The organism is Legionella lytica, from assembly GCF_044626755.1.
GTDB lineage: Bacteria > Pseudomonadota > Gammaproteobacteria > Legionellales > Legionellaceae > Legionella > Legionella lytica_A.
Window position 1 is genome coordinate 1 of the sequence record NZ_JBGORX010000004.1, and the last position, 17,364, is coordinate 17,364.

The window sequence follows — 17,364 nt, forward strand, 5'->3', positions numbered from 1 at the left end:
ATGAGAGCTGTGCAATTGCTCTTGTAAGGAGTCGTTCTGTCTATTTAATTCCAGCGCCTTCCCTTCCAAGCGGCGCACGACCTCAACCTGCCTATCCAGTTCACCTTGCACCTGCTGGAGATCGTCGGCAAGGTGTTGATGCCTGCCGTCTGCCAGGCGTAAACGCTGCTCCAACGCATCCAAAGCCAGTTGATGCTGTTCTTGGAGTTTATGCAGTTCAACCGTGGCTCCCTCGGAATGCTCATCTTTCTGGGCAATTATTAATTGCAGCTCATCGACTTTGCGCGCATACTCCCGAGCGTTTGCTTCGGCCTCATGCTGTAATTGTTGGATTTTATCGGTGGCCTCATCCAACTCCTGAGCTTTCTTAATCAGAGTCGCCTCGGTTTCACTTACTGTGCGTTGCTCATTACGTACGGAGTCTTGCAAATTAGTTTGCTGTTCTTTTAGTTCGAATATCTCTAACTCTAAGGAAAGCACCGTAGAGGTCAACTCAAGATTGCCTTCCTCCAGATTACGTGCTTTTTCTGTCAGCTGGGTATGTTCTTCTTGCAATAACTCCAAACGCTTTAAGGTGGTTTTGGCCGCTAATTGAGCGGTCTCGGTAGCTTTTTGGTACTGTGTTAACTCCTCGCTTAAATGGGAACGAACCTCTTCAAGAGTTTGATTTGAGGCCTGCAACTCCAGTTGTAAAGAGTGGTTCTGATTCCTTAATTCCTGTGCCTCCCCTTCCAAACGGCGCACCGCCAAGACCTGTTCCTCTAATTCACTTTTCACCTGAACTAGCTCGTTCTGTATCTCCTGGCGAGTATGTTCTGCCAGACGCAAACGCTCCTCCAGCACTTCCATGGTTTGTTGATGCTGGTCTTGGAGTTCGTGCAGTGTACGTGCTGCATCCTTAGAATGTTCATCCATCTTAGAAATCGCTAATTCCAACTCAGCGACCCTGCGCACATGCGCACGGGCGGTTTCTTCAACCGCATCCTGCAACTGCTGGATTTTAACGGCTGCAGAGTCCAGTTCCTCTGCATTCCTGCTTAGGCTTTTTTGGCTGTCGTCTACAGCGTTTTGCTTATCACGTAATAACTCGTACAACCGCTCCTGCTCTTGAGTTAAGCTTTGTACTTGCTGAGTTAATTGATTTAATAGTTCCTGATCCACTACTAAAGTACCAATTAATGAATTTAAATCACTACTTTGTCGTGCTACCTCTTGAAGGAGTTTAACTGGCAAGTTGAGTGCAACTACAGCTTGAACATCCAATTCTACGCGAGGGGTAATTTCCTTGAGCAATCCGTTAAAGAACTTTTTGGCCGTTTCTTCTGATGCCGCTTCAACCAATTTTTTAAACAGCCCAACTTTCAACTCTATTGATAACTTATCATTATGTAACAGGTCACGTAGCGCTGCATGGCTATTAGGATTATTTGCTTTTTCAATCAGCCAATCCTTATTAACTAATAACGCAATGATGCGATATTCCTGTAATTCCGGTGTTTTAAAGTCTGGAGAAATTTCATCAAATAATTGATGTACAATCCTAAATTGGTTGACCTCATTCTTTTCAGAATTTAAAAAGTTTCTTAGTGAGTTCGCTGGATGCGGATTACTGAGCAAGTGTACCAATACCTTCTCTGAATCTTGGCATTTGGCTTTAATATGAGCCAAGATTGTGTTTAGAACAGTATACTGGCCTTGCTCTAGAATGTAATTCAATAAGTTCTTGCCCTCTTCATCACTTTGAGTAAAAAGTTGGGTAAACTCTATTCTGGAAAGAGGAATATTATCAGCTAATTGGATTAGATTTTTAACCCCGGAATAATTGCCATTCTTCGCGGCAATCAAAAGAGGATAAGCGTCAGTTTCAGTGGGTGGCGTTAATAAGAATGTTTTCTCAAGCCGAGCAAAAGGAATTGCTTCGGAAGTAGTTTCGTCAGTTAAAAATAAATGATATGGCGACAGCCCATCCGGTGGGAACATCATGCCAAGAATTTTTTGTGGGGTAATTCGATCTTGAGCCCCAGAATTTAGTTCATTGTACTTAGCAACGATTTGATTAAATAGCGATTTATTCCCCAATACAGCGCAAAGATGTAATGCTTCCTCAATGAACTCATCATGAGCATGACCTTGAGGCAGTAAATTTAAAATAGCCGCTAATTGCCCCTTATTGTTATTACGAATAGCAATATGAAAACAATTTGTTGACCATTTTACATAAGGTGCTGTTTTAATTTGTTTGGTCGGACCATACTCAGACATCATTAAGTCGAATAATTCTTCTGCTGTCGCACCCGCTTTTGTTAATGCACGAATTAAATTAGAAAAAACATCTGTCATTCCCTGCTCTGCCGCGTAATGCAGTAACCCACTTGTTTTAACTTGAGCAATAAATGCAGGATTAGGTTGTGTTATTTTTCCTAATAAAGAATTGAGAATTTTATTTTGACCTTGAGAGATAGCCTCTACTAATAAAGCCCTAAAAGGGGCATGCTCCCCAACAAATTTATCATTAAATTGAGGCTCATCCAGCGCTTGATTTAAAATAGCGATTGCTTGCTCTATCTGCTCATTCGTCCTTGGATAAATACATAAAACATCCATCCGTTTTAATTCGCCTACTTCGACTAACAGATCATCTGCTCTTAATGGAACTCGCTCGTGCTCATTAAAAACGGCTTGCAATGTCTCAGCTTGGAGAAGTGACTGTTTATAACTCTGATTATGGATATTTTCATAGCGCTTAATGCATTGCTGTGATGAGGCTATAATTTCTTTGAGCTGGATTTTATTAAGCCCTTCGCCACTACCAACTACTGTACGAACTCGCGTTAAAATGGTGTCAATATCATGAATAATTTGCTGCTCAGGATTGTCTTCTAATAGTTCATTTTGAGCACGCAAAGAATCACGTAATGACTTTTGAATCATTTGCAAGCGACGATAGAGATGAAGTGGCTCCCCTTCACGCTGATTAGAGGGAATAAACATCACCGCATCTCTTTTACTGAATACATCTCCTTCTTGGGTAATATCCGTGCCACAAGCAAAATACTGATTGAATTTAGCTACATCAACAATTTTTAATCCTAAAGGTTCTTTTCCATCAACATCCAAAATACCCGGGACAACATAGTCAGTAACAGCACGTCCCTTCACTAAAGTAAAATAAGCATGTCGATTGCAAACGCCAAAAATCATGGTCGTTAAAGCCCAATCATCCATATAGGGTTCACTGTTTTTTAACACAGTGTTTAATTCGGGTTTCGGTACGCTACCCGATTCAGGGATTATCCCCCTCTCTTCCCCCAACACCTTAGGACTAATATACGGCAGAGTTCCATTGCGTGCCCCATGCACAATCTGCAAGGTTGGATCCACTCCATAACGAAAACCCACATCGCTTTTTTCTACATAACGGCCGCTCATATCAAAACATCTATTCCCTTCGGGACTTATATTGTGTGACAGATCAGCGCCGAAAATCTCAGAGAAAATTTCGGTGAGCGATTTTGATGGTTGTCCTAAAAGAGTTTGTTCAAAGCCCCCAGTTGCCCAATCAATGTATTTTACTTGATAGCTACCATCAGGATTCTTTTTATAAAGGAAATTCTCTGGCTTAATGTCATTATGGGAAAAACCCAGCTCAGAAAAACGTTGGGCCTCACTAACAATTTGTTGCGATAATTCAAGGCTATCCTTTAGAGAACCTATCGATTCGAGTGCACGTGGCTGTCCTCGTTTATTAGGATCATGATAAGCAATATCAGCTTTAGTATATAAATTTAGTTTTTGATTGGCGGTATCAGCATAGGTATCTCCTTTGGCACGCTCAGTCAAAATTTGATATTGGCGAAGTGTCCCACCGCGGGCAAATAATTTACCAGCCTTTCTCTCCTTATCATTTTTTATCCAATATTGAGTACTCCCGGAGGTAACCCCATATTTTTCCCGCACGGCTTTGGAATAATTTTGCAGAATATCACTTTCAATTCGATATAGAGGATCATCACGTGCCGTAATAGGTCTTGTTCTTAAATCATTTCGACTCGTGTCTTGGAATGTGGGTATTGCATCACTACCAGGCACATAGCCTTTTTTAATGACCTGATTTAAACCAGATAATAAACTTTCAACCTCTTTAACTGAACCATATTGACCCACGCCCAAGAGCTTGCTATGAGTAAATAAGCGCCCTTTCCGCTTGCCCCCACTGTACGCCTCATCCAGCCCTTCAAAAGGAGCTATAATTCCGCGACTACCTCCATAGGAAAAAATAAAATCTCCTCCCACAGGTTTCAATAAAGAATAGGGAAGTTTTATCTCGCCAATATTCACAGAAACGGAGGCAACAGGTTGTCCTTTTTCATCTGAAACATCTACTGTATGTTGCCCTGTGGCGGAATGTTTTACCTTGAATTGAACCTCATTAAGAGCTTTAGGTTTTATGGCTACAGCAATTGCCTTTAAAATAGAAAAATAAGCATCTTGCTCTGCATTCGTGATGGATGGTTCCCCTTTTTCCACCCGCTCGTACAATCGAGACATTTCTTCTGCCATGATTTTAATTTGTTCTTCCATGTGCGTAATGTCATGAGGATCTTTCAGTCCTAAAGTCGGGAGCATCGAACGATATTCGTTTAGATATATCGCTTCAACTTTTTTAGCAACCTCACTCCCTGATTTAAAAGCGAGCTCTAACTCTTCTGATAAACTCTGACGTTCCTGTGCCGATGAAGAAATTACAATGGATTTCTCAATAAGGGGTTTAACAGACTCAGCAACTTCCAGAGGATTTAATTGAGATAATTTTTGATAAGCCTCGTTCAAATATCCTTCAAGCCTTGGTAGTTCTAAAGCGTGTTTAAATCGGCCAGCCTGAATGTGAGCAAAAGCAGTTTCCAGCGTCATGGAAATAGGGGATTTCACCGTCGGGGTGGGTGCATTGAATGCATCTTTAACCTGTTTAGATGCATAAATGGAATATAATTCAAGCACCTTACGTAATAATAGCTCATCACTATTATCGAGACTTAAATCACGAATTTCGGATACTTGGGTCGCATCGATTTGCGTTTTTACTGCAGTCAATTGCTGCAGAAAAGCATGAGCGTGTTCATCCGAAAGCTGGCCCATTCTCGCCATCACAACAATCTGTTGTTCTATAGCGGCAAGGGAGACGCCTGTTAGGGTGATTCCTTGGACTTTATCTGTAACCGCTGACTCCTTGAGAAATTGCTCCATTGATTGCGTATTAATAGTCCGCCCAAAACCTCCATTCTTTCCAATGACATCAATTAGCTTTTTAGCAAAGGCATCATCGCAATTAAAATAAAAAAGATTTATTTCTATTGTTCCATTAGATAACAAATTAATAATCGGCTTAACACGTTGTCCTCTAAAAATATCCTTTATGTGTTTTTCAATTTTAGGCTCACTGGCGGTAAACGGTTCCCTCTTATCACCTCGTTTAAGCCCTTGCGCCTTAGACTTCTCGTATATTTCCTCGAGAATATCCTGTAATTTGATAAATCTGGGCTCTTGCCCTACCTTATAGGCCTTTACTTCATTTTTTGCTTTAAAGAGTGAATCCTGGTGCAAATATCGTCTTTGGGCGAAACGAGTAAAAACCTCATCAGTAACCCTACTTTTAGTAAATAACTCCATATCTCTGATGTTTCTAGCCCAAAATAGATCACGAATCAGATTCACTTGAGTCTTTTTTGCATATTCCCTGCGGTCCTCCTGGCCAAACCTTAATGCATGAAATAATTCCTTTCTTGCTTTCAGAGCATTGATGCGCTCATCACTAGTCCAATCGTCTGTTATACCTATTTGCAATTTTTTTTCGGCTTCTACTAACAAATCCCCAATCGATTTTCCATCAGTAGCTTTATATTGACTTAAGTTATCGATTACGGTCGATTGATTTACATTAATTAACTTAGAATGTAGCAAATTTATAAATTCTTGATGTTCTAAATATTTATTAGACTCATCTACAAGAGCTACCTGTGTGCAATCACGTCTTATAATTTCATAAAAACCCATATGCACAATTATTCGGCATTGATTACGCAATTGAACGTCATGAGGATCACGTTCATAAAGGCTAATAGCCTGCATTATCATGTCTTGAATATTAGCTAATGATAGGGTTTGTAATTGGGCCTCTCGCTCTTCCTGGTCTAACTTAGATAAGACCTCGATATATAATTGTGTCTGTAATTTTTTAATGGCAGGTGGCGCATCAGAAAGAGTATAAGCCAGGTGTTTTATATCACGGAAATTTTGAGCAATGGATTTAATAAAGGCTGGTAAATTCTCAATATTAGGTTCAACATCAAGTGCCAAAGAAGAGCTATATTCCTCAGAAATAGCATTCATTTGAGCCGCCATTTGCTCCACAGCCTCTCTCTGCTTTTTTTTGTATTCTTCTAATTGCTCACTTGCTATAACATTACCAGGAATACTGATGGGAAGTTCTGATAACTGCTTTAAACGTTGCTCTTGTTCTTTTTTTAGCTCTTGATAAGCAAACGCAATTAACGATTGTTTAAGAGCATTAGAAGAAGAGGCAACAAAATTAATTGAATTGAGACCATTAATAAATTTACTACAGAATTTCATTCGTGGGCCACTTATTATAATCAATATGTTACTAATTCTAGCCCATATTTCTTAAGAAAAAATTAACCTATTAAGCTAGAATAAACTCTTAGTGTTTTTTTTATCACCGCGGCAATGTATTCAATCAAACTATGTGTTCTAAAACGATCCATTTAGTTGAATTTTCCTCATCTTTTACTATACTTATACTAGTAGGTCAATTTTCTCTTTTTGAGGACATAGACTTACGGGGAGGACCACTACGGTGGTCTTCTTTAATTTTGGCTTCCCAAAAAGATAACTACCCAATTTAAAGCTTCTTAATCGCCATCAATAAAACGCACCTCCTCTAAATCCTTGCTAATTGACCCTCCTTTCTTAGGAAAAAAAATTATCGCGCGCTCCTATTATGGTGTAATTTCACATACTCATTTAAAATTAACTTTTAAGACTGAATATGGGGTTTTAATGAAAAAGAATTTCTCAAAGAAAACAAAACAGGTTGTGATTATTGGATCCGGTTTTGGCGGGTTAAATGCCGCAAAAACATTGGCAAATCAACCGGGAATTTCTGTCACCCTTATTGATAAAACAAACCATCATCTATTCCAACCCTTATTATATCAAGTAGCTACCGCAGCCTTGTCTCCAAGAGATATTGCAGCCCCTATTCGTGAAATATTCCGTAAGAGTAAAAACGTCAAAACCTTAATGGCCACAGTGACCGCTATAAACAAAAGCGATAAACAAATAAGCCTTGAGGATCAACAGCAGATTCCTTATGACTATCTAATTGTTGCACCGGGCTCACGCCATTCCTATTTTGGTCAAAACCAATGGGAACAATTTGCTCCGGGATTAAAGACCTTAAAAGATGCACTTCGTGTTCGCGAAATGATATTAACTTCATTCGAGTTAGCGGAAAATGCCACTGATGCATCACTGATTGAACGTTTATTAACCTTCATTGTTATTGGTGCGGGGCCGACAGGAATCGAAATGGCTGGCGCAATAGCTGAAATTGCACATCAGAGTTTACAAAGTAATTTTCGCTCGATTGATCCGGGTAAGACCAAGGTTTATCTAATCGAGGGAGGTAGTCAGGTTCTCAATAGTTACCCTCAAAAATTGGCAACCTACGCACAACACACTCTTGAAAAACAGCGTGTCACGGTGCTATTGAATACACGAGTCACGGAAATTACTGACGAAGGCGTAGCCTTTGGGGATCAATTTATTCCAGCTCACAACATCATTTGGGCAGCCGGCAATGAAGCATCTGCGCTATTAAAATCACTTGATGCACCCTGCGATAAATCAGGTCGAGTTATTGTCCAGTCCGACTTAAGCTTGTCTACAAATCCTGAGTTGTTTGTAATTGGTGATGCGGCCTGTTTTCAAGAAAATAATGAACCATTACCTGCTATTGCACCAGTGGCATTGCAACAAGGTGAATTTGTCGGAAATGTAATTAGAAAACAACTCCCCGTCGATAAGAGACCTAGGTTTCATTACAAAGACAGAGGTATGATGGCTAACATCGGTAGATTCAATGCCCTCGTATTATCCGGCCCGTTGCAATCCAGTGGTTTTTTTGCATGGTTAGCCTGGTGTTTTGTTCACATTTACTTTTTAATCGGCTTCCGAACTAAAATTTTGGTCTTTATCGACTGGGTATTCTACTTTTTTAAAGGCCAAAGGAATGTACGCTTAATAGTAAGACCTGCGAAAAACAGAAAAAAAGATGAAAAGTCCTAACATTCTAAAACGAGAGAATAAATAGACAAGCTTCTCTTGTGTATAACAAGTTCAATTTTTCTAAAATCTCTTGATTATTGACACAAATTGTTTTAATTGCATACAATACTCACAGCGCCATAACATCAATTTAGTATTAAAGCTTATTTTTCAATAAATTACGCAAAAAAGACAGAGAGTCAGAATAATATGAGTAAAAATAATCCGATTCAATTTTCAGTGGTTAGAGAAGATCCAGAAATCGAAAGAAAAATAATTCAATCCTCTGAAGCTAAGGAAATTCTGCTTATTGCTTCAGGAGGATGTACCGCCTTATCCCTACAGGCCTATTTTCCTAATCTTCGGTTTACTTTAGTTGATCCTAATCCTGCACAAATTAAACTGATAAAAGAGAAAATCATCACTTTAAAGAATGCATCACTCGAAGAAAAAAAAGCCTCTTTTAATATAGAAAGCGATTCTTCATTGGGCCTAAATGAAGGAGGAAATTTTGAATCACTCTTCCGTTCCTTTAGAAACTTTATCTATGAATTTATTTTGAATCGTGAAGAGCTGAAAGCACTTTTGACCACCCCTGAGCAAGCTCACCGCGTTAATCTAAGAACTACGCTCTTTGAGCATAAATATTGGAAAGTAGCTTTTGATTTGTTTTTTCATAATAGTTTGCTCGAGGCCATGTTTGGTACGGAAGCAGTTCAGCACGCTCCTAAAGGCTCTTATCCAGAGTATTTCAGAAAGGTAATCGAGGCAGGATTGGAAAAAGAAAACATGTCTCAAAATTATTTTATTCACCATTTATTTTTAGGACAGTACATCGATAAGGAGCCGTGTCTTCCTTACTATCTCACTGCCTCCACACCCGAATATTCTTTTGAATTCTTTAATAATACAATCGATAAAGTCGAAAATTTTAATTCCTTCGATCTGGTACACCTTTCCAATATTTTTGACTGGATGGATGAAGAAGGTATTAGAAACCTGGCAAGTCGCCTCAATCATGAAATGAAACCAGGTGCACGACTACTTACGCGTCAGCTCAATAATCAAAAAGACTTTATGAAATACTTTTCAGATCATTTTGAACTTTTAGATGCTGAAAGCGCAGAATTGTTGGCACAGGATAGAAGTTTATTTTATGCACAAATCAATAGCATGAGAAAGGTAGGATAAGCATGGATCAACTAATAGAACATATTCTCCGCGAAATGGATTATTTAAATAATCCCTATTTTGTTCACCTGAAAAATGGCACCTTCGATAAAAATGATTTTGTAGAGACACAAATTCAATTTTATTCAGCTGTTGATTTTTTCGCCCGCCCCATGGCTGCCTTGGTATCAAAAATTCCCTGCCCTGAACTAAGACTCGGTGTATTAAGAAACGTCTGGGAAGAGCACGGCGAAGGAGACAGCGAACGTTTTCATAAATTTACTTTTCTAACCTTTCTGCAAAGATTAGATGGATGTACTTTTGAAACAGTGAAAACACGTACTTTATGGCCGGAGCTTCGCATTTTTAATACCACATTAGATGGTGTCTGTAACTCCGATAATTATTTGCTCGGGGTTGGAGCAATGGGAATAATCGAGAAAATGTTCTCAAATATCTCCTCCTTTATCGGACGAAATGTAGTAGAACGAGGATGGCTCGTCTCTAGCCAGCTAATTCATTACGATCTTCACGAAGAATTAGACATCAAACATGCAGAGGATTTTTTTAGCATCCTACGAGCATCATGGAATACAGATCCTGCATCTCGGAATATGGTCGAACAAGGTCTTCGCTTAGGAGCCACTCTCTTTTATGGATTATACGAAGGATTATACCGAGCACGTAACAGACGTTGGATTCAAGGAAATCAGCTTCACGTTGATGTTAAAGAATCGTATCTCCCAAAGTGTCAGCAAGTTGATTTGATTTCATGAAATTAATCCGTTTAACACCCGAAAATAAAGCGCTTTATCATTCCCAAATTGTAGATTTGGAGCAGAAGGCAGAGTACCCATATGGAGATCACTTTTTTAAAATTGATCATGGCAAGGATTACTTTGCTTTCTTCGAACGCCAAGGAAAGCTCGATTATTATATGCTTGTAGACAAAAATAAAGTTGCTGGAGTTGTCGCTGCTGTTCTAAGGGATGTGCCATCGCATACAGGAATAAAAAAGATTTGGTATTATTGCGATCTAAAAATCCATCCAGACTATCGAGGCCGGCATTTACCGATCAAAATGGCCTATAAAATTTATTTACGAAATTTCCTCACCTCGTGGAATGGCTTTGGTATTTCGATGAATCCAGCTAGCGGTGGTCATCAAAATCGAATGAAAAAACTGATTAGATGGCTTCGATGGATTCCAGTAAGAACAAATACACAGCTTAACTTATTTTCTTTAGATAAAAATGCGATGCAAAAAGCTCAACCTATTTTGGAACAGTTCCGCGGAAAAATTCGATTTTTATCTTTGGAAGGAATTAAAGATTTAATTTTAACGCACGATCAAAGCAAAATTCCTATTTTGCACGCTCAGTTTGGAAAATCCGAGGCACTAAATCCGGAACAGAGCATGCCTCAAGAAGGGTGTATCCATATGTTTTGTATCGCAGCAGAAGATCCCTTGGTTTCTAAGCTTGCAGAAATACAAATCCTCCCCTTTTCCACAATGACATTATTTAATTATGGGAAGAACCCACGAGACTGGAATTGGTTAATGACCAGTGATCTTTAAACTAATTCAAACAAGGTGAATTATGGGACAGGCGCATTTCAATGGATTAGTATATACATTAGCTAATGAAGACTCAGCCATTGAAGCAGAGCTTCTTGCAGAAAATACAGCGCAAGTCGTTGCAATTGCTGGGAGTGGCAGCAGAATTATTCCCCTATTAGCTAAATGCCCTCAAGAACTCATTTGTGTGGATCTTTCTTTAGAGCAACTGTACTTAACCGAGCTACGAGTTGAAAGTGTAAGGCATTTGCAACATAATGAATTCCTTGAGTTTTTTGGATATCCCTCAGCAGATACTACGGCTCAAACCCGAGAAATCTTGTTTAATAAATTAGTTACATTAAAGCCTGAAACAAAAGTGTACTTTTTAAATTTATTTCGTAAAAACGCATGGACTCCGCTTCTTTATTCTGGAAAATGGGAGCAAACCGTTCGTAAAATGAGTAAATTTATTCGTAAATTTGTAGGAAAAAAGGGATTAAGAATTTTTGATTGTATGACGCTGGCAGAACAAAAAGCCTATTATTCTCATCAATTTCCTCAAAAGGCATGGACCTGTTTTTTACGAATATACGCGGTATTGATGAGCATCACGTTGAAAATAAAGCCAGGCATATTTCCTCAGGTAGATCCCAAAATCAGCTTTTATAAAACCTATAAAAAATGTTTTGATGATATGTTTCTAAATACCCTCGCGAGAAAAAATTACATGCTCCAATTAATTTTTTTTGGCGAAATTACTTCCCCTAAGGCGCTGCCTGCAGAATGTAATCCCACTTTATTTGCTCAAGCCAAAAAAGCACTCTTAAATACTCAGGTAGACTACATCCAAGAAGACATTGTTTCCACTTTGGAGAAAAATGAAAATAAAAGTAAATTTGTTTCATTATCAAACGCCCCTTCCTACTTCTCCAACGAAATGGCTGCGACTTACCTGACTCGAATTGCCTCGCAGCTTTCAGAATCAGCAACCCTGGTTGTACGACACTTTTTAAACGATCCTGCAATTACTTGTCTTGATGGATTTACTGATGTATCGGAACATTATTCTGATATTTTAAACAAAGAAATTACCAAAACATACCAGATACAAGTAATTCAATATACAAAGAAATCAGCTCAAGATAGATAAAAGCGAAACCTTTCGCCGTCCAACTGCTAATGGCAAAAGCCAATTTATCGGTAGCTCAAAGACTAGGTGCCACGCATTATTTGGACCAAAAAAATATGAAGCCATATCTATTTTGGATTAAGGAAAGTGCAAAGAATAATGATCCCATGGCTTTGCTCATGTTGGCCAACCATCATTTGGAAACAAATGACATCAATTAAGTACATGATGCGGAATTCAAACAAACTTTCATTGCAAATAAAAATCAATTTGATTAAAATAAAGACTTTTACATGGGGCTTCAATGTTTAATCGAGAGTTTAATTCCAAAGATCCGCAATACTTATTTGATATCACTCGCTATTATAAAATATGGTTTAGCACGAATCCTGACAGTTATTTAGGAGTTGAAGATCAATTACGTTTTATTGAAATGCGTCAGAATAATCCCAATGCAATATTGTCTTTTATCTACAGCTCAACCTGTCTTTCACCTACTGCGATTCAAGAATTAAATCTGTTTTGCAAACAACATAACATTACTTCTATTGAATTTGAACGCCTTAAATCTGAAATGCAACAACCCCAAGATCAAAAGCTTTATGCCTATGCAGAAGCAGAAATTCAGCATGCTCTTGAGGGAGCGGGTGGAAATATGGCTGCAGCTTCTGATTGCACACGTCTATTAACACCAGTAATCGAAAAATATGGCATATACAGTGATTTTGACGTTCGTGTTTCTTTAACACAGGTTAGCGCTGACGCGGACTATTTATCGCTGCGAGGCCCAGTACTTTTTACCGCAGAATACATGCCTGTTCAACAGAGCGTGTTACTGTTGGTAAATACAGATTGTTTGGCATTTAGCCTGAATGATAAAATTCCAACACAATTATCTGCTGCGGCACTAGGCGCTTTAGAAAAAGTTAAAACTCATATAATTGAGCGATACACACAAGACTTTTCTTGGGACACGTTCTCTCCTGATATCAAAATAAACCAGGTGGTAAATTCAGTGGACATGCAGGCAATAATGGATAATTTTCATCATTTACATCCTGAAAATCCTAATGTATTCCATTTTAGAAAATATTTAACCAGCCTAGCAGAAGTTAAATCCAACAGTTCATCAGCATTAACTCCTAAAGCTTATCTCATGAAGCTTTCTGTAATTAATATGTCAGGCCCAGCATTATTTAATTATCTTTATGAAAATGTTGCTCCTGAAGGGGCACGCATCCCTCCTCTCATTCCGATCGAGAAAAAATGGTTACCTTTTTTAGCACTTTATGAACGTAGTGATATTGGCTTTTATCAACCTATAGCCAAATTAATAGAATCAAATAATTCTTATAGTTCGGCAATGAAAAGCATGTCAAAACAGGAAAAAATAGAACGCAAAGCCGATCATTCATGGCTTCCTGAGGGGATGGCTGATAAAAAAGTGCGTGAAGAAAAAATACAAGGCGCTACGTCTGTACTTCAACGCGCATGTCGTCGCTACCTTATTTGGAAACAAGAACACCCTTTACTTAATGAAGTATTAAAAGTATGCCATGACGAATCTATTCTTAATCCCCTAAGGGAGAATAATTTTGAATTGGCTTTAAGACGTGCTTCTTTTGGATTAAAACATCAAGTTGTGGAGTTATTAGTAACACATAAGTTGAATCGTCAAATTGAACTTAATATTAATGGTCAATCTGAAACTAATCCCAAAACGGCATTAGATTGGGCGATGAGTGCGAAACCTAAAACTCAAACGGAGAAAGAGACTCAAAGCACAATTATTAAAACGCTCAAAGAGGCTGATGCATTAACAGGAGCCGAGTTACAAGCCGCAACGCGGCAAGAAAGTACCTTGAAATAAAACCTGCTTAATACTAAAAAGAACTCAACGATATTTTATCGCTGAGTTCTTTTCTTTAAGAGGAAAAGATGCTCCTTTACAGAGTATGATTATGCTGAGCCTCATCAGAAGGTTTTTGGTGAAAACCTGTTTCTGGTGCAAAAAAATTCGTGCTGGGTCGTTGGAGCCTGACTTTTTGCAAATATTCACGCTCCTCTATAGAAATCTCAAATTGTTGGGTGTACTGCTTAAGGACCCCATTAATACTTTTTATAATCTGTTCAGCAAAAACAATGGCACCGTTTGGGGATTGTCTCTCTGTCCCTGCTTACTGAGCCACTGCTCTTGTGAATTAACGTTCATCAACTCCATAAGCTGGTCAAACATCTTTTGGGTTAATAAACACCCAGCGATTCGTTCCAAAAAATACCCGCTTGATTCAAAAGGTACTCCACACTCAGCAATGCGCTGATAATATCCAGATCCGATAAGGTACGAGGCATAGAAACACCTAAAATTGTTTACAAAAAAGGCTCTTGCTCATTTTATTCGTTCATCTAGGCTATACACACCCGTAAATTTTACGGGGTAAACTTTAACCATTAGGGCTATTTAATGGTTAAATATTGATCCAAAAATAACAACAACGTATAATATTGCATCAGAAATCTGGGGTGCCATAATGACAGAACTCTATAGAATGGGTAATTTTTTTAATTGTGTAGATGAGCAGTCGAGAAAAAATGGCTCTTTACACCACGGAATCGCTTTTACACGTGATTTAGTGCCAGACTTAGATCTGGATTTACCCTTAACTCATTTTGTGACAAGAAATGGCACGCTGCGCCACCAAGCCACTCCTGAAATTGAATTAACGCCTAACTTATCTCTGGTTCATTTTGTGCGCTTTAGAATAGAAAATGAACCTTCATTTGCTCTACGCGATCTCGCCATTGAACTTTATTCCAACTCAACCACAGATTTAGCACCAACGAAAAACCCAATCATTCGAGTATCTCTTCGCACCACAATGAAAGGAGAGAGGAAACGAAACTTTATGCTATGGTGTATGAGCCTGTTGGCAGAAAATAATATTAGTGAGGAAGAGTACAGTTTCAATGGTGGTGGTCTTTTTTGTGTTGGTGGGGCGCAGGAAGAAGCCATTGTTTTGCAAACGATTAATGCATTTAATGTATTTATTCAAGTTTTAAAAAATAAAATACCTCAGGCAACGAAACTGCATAAAGATTTAAAGCATATTGCAATGTTTATGGAAAATCCCAACCAGCATTTTACCCATACAGTTTTAGAAGAACGCACCTTTTCTATAGGTACACCAAATGACCAAATAAACCGGATTTTTCAGTTGGTACGCGCCTATAGAGAAAGCCCGATGGTTACCTTAAATGTTTCCGAACCAGGAAGATTGCTGCCTCCATCAAAAAGCCAACCGCACTTCATGGTAGAGCGAGAAAATACACAATTTTATTTAGTACATCACAAGACATCAAAAGTAGTCCGTTTACTGGATAGCTTTGGTAAAAGACCTTTTGAAGTATATGATGCAAGCGTTCGCCAAAATTACGAGTTACTAAAAGATGATGAGTATGTGCTCGAAACAACTCATCGTAGTAATTGTAATAATAATTGTAATCCTAATAGCACGCCTAAGTGTCAATGTAATTGCGATTACGAAGGGAACCCTCTGCCTAAATACCCATTTTTTAAGCGTATGGATGATGGGCACTTAAAATTAATAGGCATAATTCCCCCGCTAGCAATTATCCCTATTAAAGAATTTGATTGGCTAATAAGCCATACACCAATACATCCCGACCAACTTGATCTGAAACAACAAGATACCTTGCTTGGGCACATAATCCACAATAATTTAGCCGATTGCTTAGGTACTGTATTAGCCCATGGATTTAGCCGCTCCGCTGCCTATAGCCCCTATCGATTAGAAACGCTTTATGAAGCTATTTATAACAAAATAGAATGGATGACATCTGAGCATTTAGAACAGTGTACTGCTCTAAATAAAATGTGGAGCTACTTCCGACCTCCACTTAAAGAATCCCTCAGCAATAGAGACACAGGAGTAACTAGTATTTCTCTAGTAGCAACCCACCAACAAATTAGCTCCACGTTTATTACTCGATCTACCGATCGCCCACCCATCGAACTGGAAACAATCTTTAAATCCGCAGCCTTACTTAGCAAAGACGAAAATTCACTTTTTTCCTCATTAGTCGAAGCAAGCTTTGATTCATTAATTACTGAGCAAGATAAATTGGAGTTTTCGGCAGCAGTAGCGGCGAAAAAGGAGAGCTTATCTCATTCAGAAGCAGGAGAGCTTTGGTGTACTTTGATTGAAAAAAGATTTAAATGCACTTTGTCCCCCGAGAAAAAAGCTAAATTTCTAGCCTTAATGTCCGCTACTGAACAGCAACGGTTTTATCAGCTCATTCATGGATCATCCACCTCAGATGAATTTTGGAATCTTATCAAAACCAGTCAGGTGCGATTTTCATTTGATAAAGACATCTCCGGAAGCAATAAGTTTGTTGAATTAGTATATAAAAAATCCTTCGCTCTGGTGGGCAACCAGCGCATTACGGTAAACGAATTAATCGCTGGAACGGTGCATGAACTCCTTGTTCTACCCGGAAAGCAACCCATCATTATCTGGCATTATGTACTCGCTGCAAAAACTAATTCCTCAATAGATCCGCAAAATACTACACCTCAAGGCTTACTGCAGTTTTTAATGTTTCGGGGAGCTTTAAGCCTTGGCTTGAAATACAAGGTTGTAGTCATCGGATTTACCCTTAATATGAACAGTTATGCCTTCGTTTCAGAATTGAATCAATTTTTTCCCAAAAACCGCTCTGAACATATAGATAATTTTGTCCTGAAAGTGATTCGTGGTCTTTACGGAAATGACGTCATTATTCATCAAAATGGTATGGCCTATTACATCCAGGAAAACACTCAAGCCAAAAATACTGCACCAGATAAAAGCAATTCAAAAGAAAAAAGCCCTACCCCCAGCAAAACATTGGCATACCATTTATTCAACAAATTTAAAGGAATGGAACCCGATGCAGAACCCCAAGCAAATTATAGAGCCGTGCCTACAGTATTTTCAGGGAGCGATGAACAAAACCGCGCGAAATTAACGAGATTATTGCCTATGAATGATTCCCAGCAACACCTACACGGATTTTTTAAAATCTTAGAACCAATCGTAGCACCATCAATTAAACCCAATAATAGGTCTTTATCTAAGTTATAGGAGATAAAAAT

General features: G+C 38.7%; 8 protein-coding genes. 7 read left to right on the plus strand and 1 reads right to left on the minus strand.

The window, feature by feature from the left end; translation table 11 throughout:
- The coding region (locus tag ACD661_RS10970; RefSeq protein ID WP_400187907.1) for a hypothetical protein at positions 1-6,630 on the minus strand (6,630 nt) is incomplete at its 3' end.
- 447 nt (positions 6,631-7,077) lie between these two features.
- Here ACD661_RS10970 and ACD661_RS10975 point away from each other — a divergent pair.
- The 7 genes from ACD661_RS10975 to ACD661_RS11005 all read left to right on the plus strand — a co-directional run bounded on the left by ACD661_RS10975 (position 7,078) and on the right by ACD661_RS11005 (position 17,353).
- Positions 7,078-8,367: an NAD(P)/FAD-dependent oxidoreductase gene (locus tag ACD661_RS10975; RefSeq protein WP_400187908.1), complete on the plus strand. Its 1,290-nt coding sequence runs from the start codon at positions 7,078-7,080 to the stop codon at positions 8,365-8,367.
- A 189-nt stretch (positions 8,368-8,556) separates the two neighbouring features.
- Positions 8,557-9,537 (plus strand): DUF3419 family protein, encoded by a 981-nt coding sequence (locus ACD661_RS10980; protein ID WP_400187909.1) that lies wholly within the window; start codon positions 8,557-8,559, stop codon positions 9,535-9,537.
- Between the two features lie 2 nt (positions 9,538-9,539).
- Positions 9,540-10,292: an iron-containing redox enzyme family protein gene (locus ACD661_RS10985; RefSeq protein ID WP_400187910.1), complete on the plus strand. Its 753-nt coding sequence runs from the start codon at positions 9,540-9,542 to the stop codon at positions 10,290-10,292.
- Entirely contained in the window at positions 10,289-11,095 is an 807-nt protein-coding gene (locus ACD661_RS10990) for a hypothetical protein (protein WP_400187911.1), read from the plus strand. The genes ACD661_RS10985 and ACD661_RS10990 overlap by 4 nt, the downstream gene beginning before the upstream one ends.
- Positions 11,096-11,117: 22 nt before the next feature.
- Positions 11,118-12,227 (plus strand): DUF3419 family protein, encoded by a 1,110-nt coding sequence (locus ACD661_RS10995; RefSeq protein WP_400187912.1) that lies wholly within the window; start codon positions 11,118-11,120, stop codon positions 12,225-12,227.
- Positions 12,228-12,510: 283 nt separating this feature from the next.
- Entirely contained in the window at positions 12,511-14,076 is a 1,566-nt protein-coding gene (locus tag ACD661_RS11000; protein ID WP_400187913.1) for a glycosyltransferase family 88 protein, read from the plus strand.
- Between the two features lie 661 nt (positions 14,077-14,737).
- Positions 14,738-17,353, plus strand: a complete 2,616-nt coding sequence (locus tag ACD661_RS11005; protein ID WP_400187914.1) for a hypothetical protein — start codon at positions 14,738-14,740, stop codon at positions 17,351-17,353.
- Positions 17,354-17,364 lie beyond the last annotated feature (11 nt).

Excerpts from the sequence above, each read along its gene's own strand:
- ACD661_RS10985 (WP_400187910.1), top strand. The coding sequence starts at position 9,540 with ATGGATCAACTAATAGAACATATTCTCCGCGAAATGGATTATTTAAAT.
- ACD661_RS10990 (WP_400187911.1), top strand. The coding sequence starts at position 10,289 with ATGAAATTAATCCGTTTAACACCCGAAAATAAAGCGCTTTATCATTCC.
- ACD661_RS11000 (WP_400187913.1), top strand. The coding sequence starts at position 12,511 with ATGTTTAATCGAGAGTTTAATTCCAAAGATCCGCAATACTTATTTGAT.
- ACD661_RS11005 (WP_400187914.1), top strand. The coding sequence starts at position 14,738 with ATGACAGAACTCTATAGAATGGGTAATTTTTTTAATTGTGTAGATGAG.
- ACD661_RS10975 (WP_400187908.1), top strand. The coding sequence starts at position 7,078 with ATGAAAAAGAATTTCTCAAAGAAAACAAAACAGGTTGTGATTATTGGA.
- ACD661_RS10980 (WP_400187909.1), top strand. The coding sequence starts at position 8,557 with ATGAGTAAAAATAATCCGATTCAATTTTCAGTGGTTAGAGAAGATCCA.
- ACD661_RS10995 (WP_400187912.1), top strand. The coding sequence starts at position 11,118 with ATGGGACAGGCGCATTTCAATGGATTAGTATATACATTAGCTAATGAA.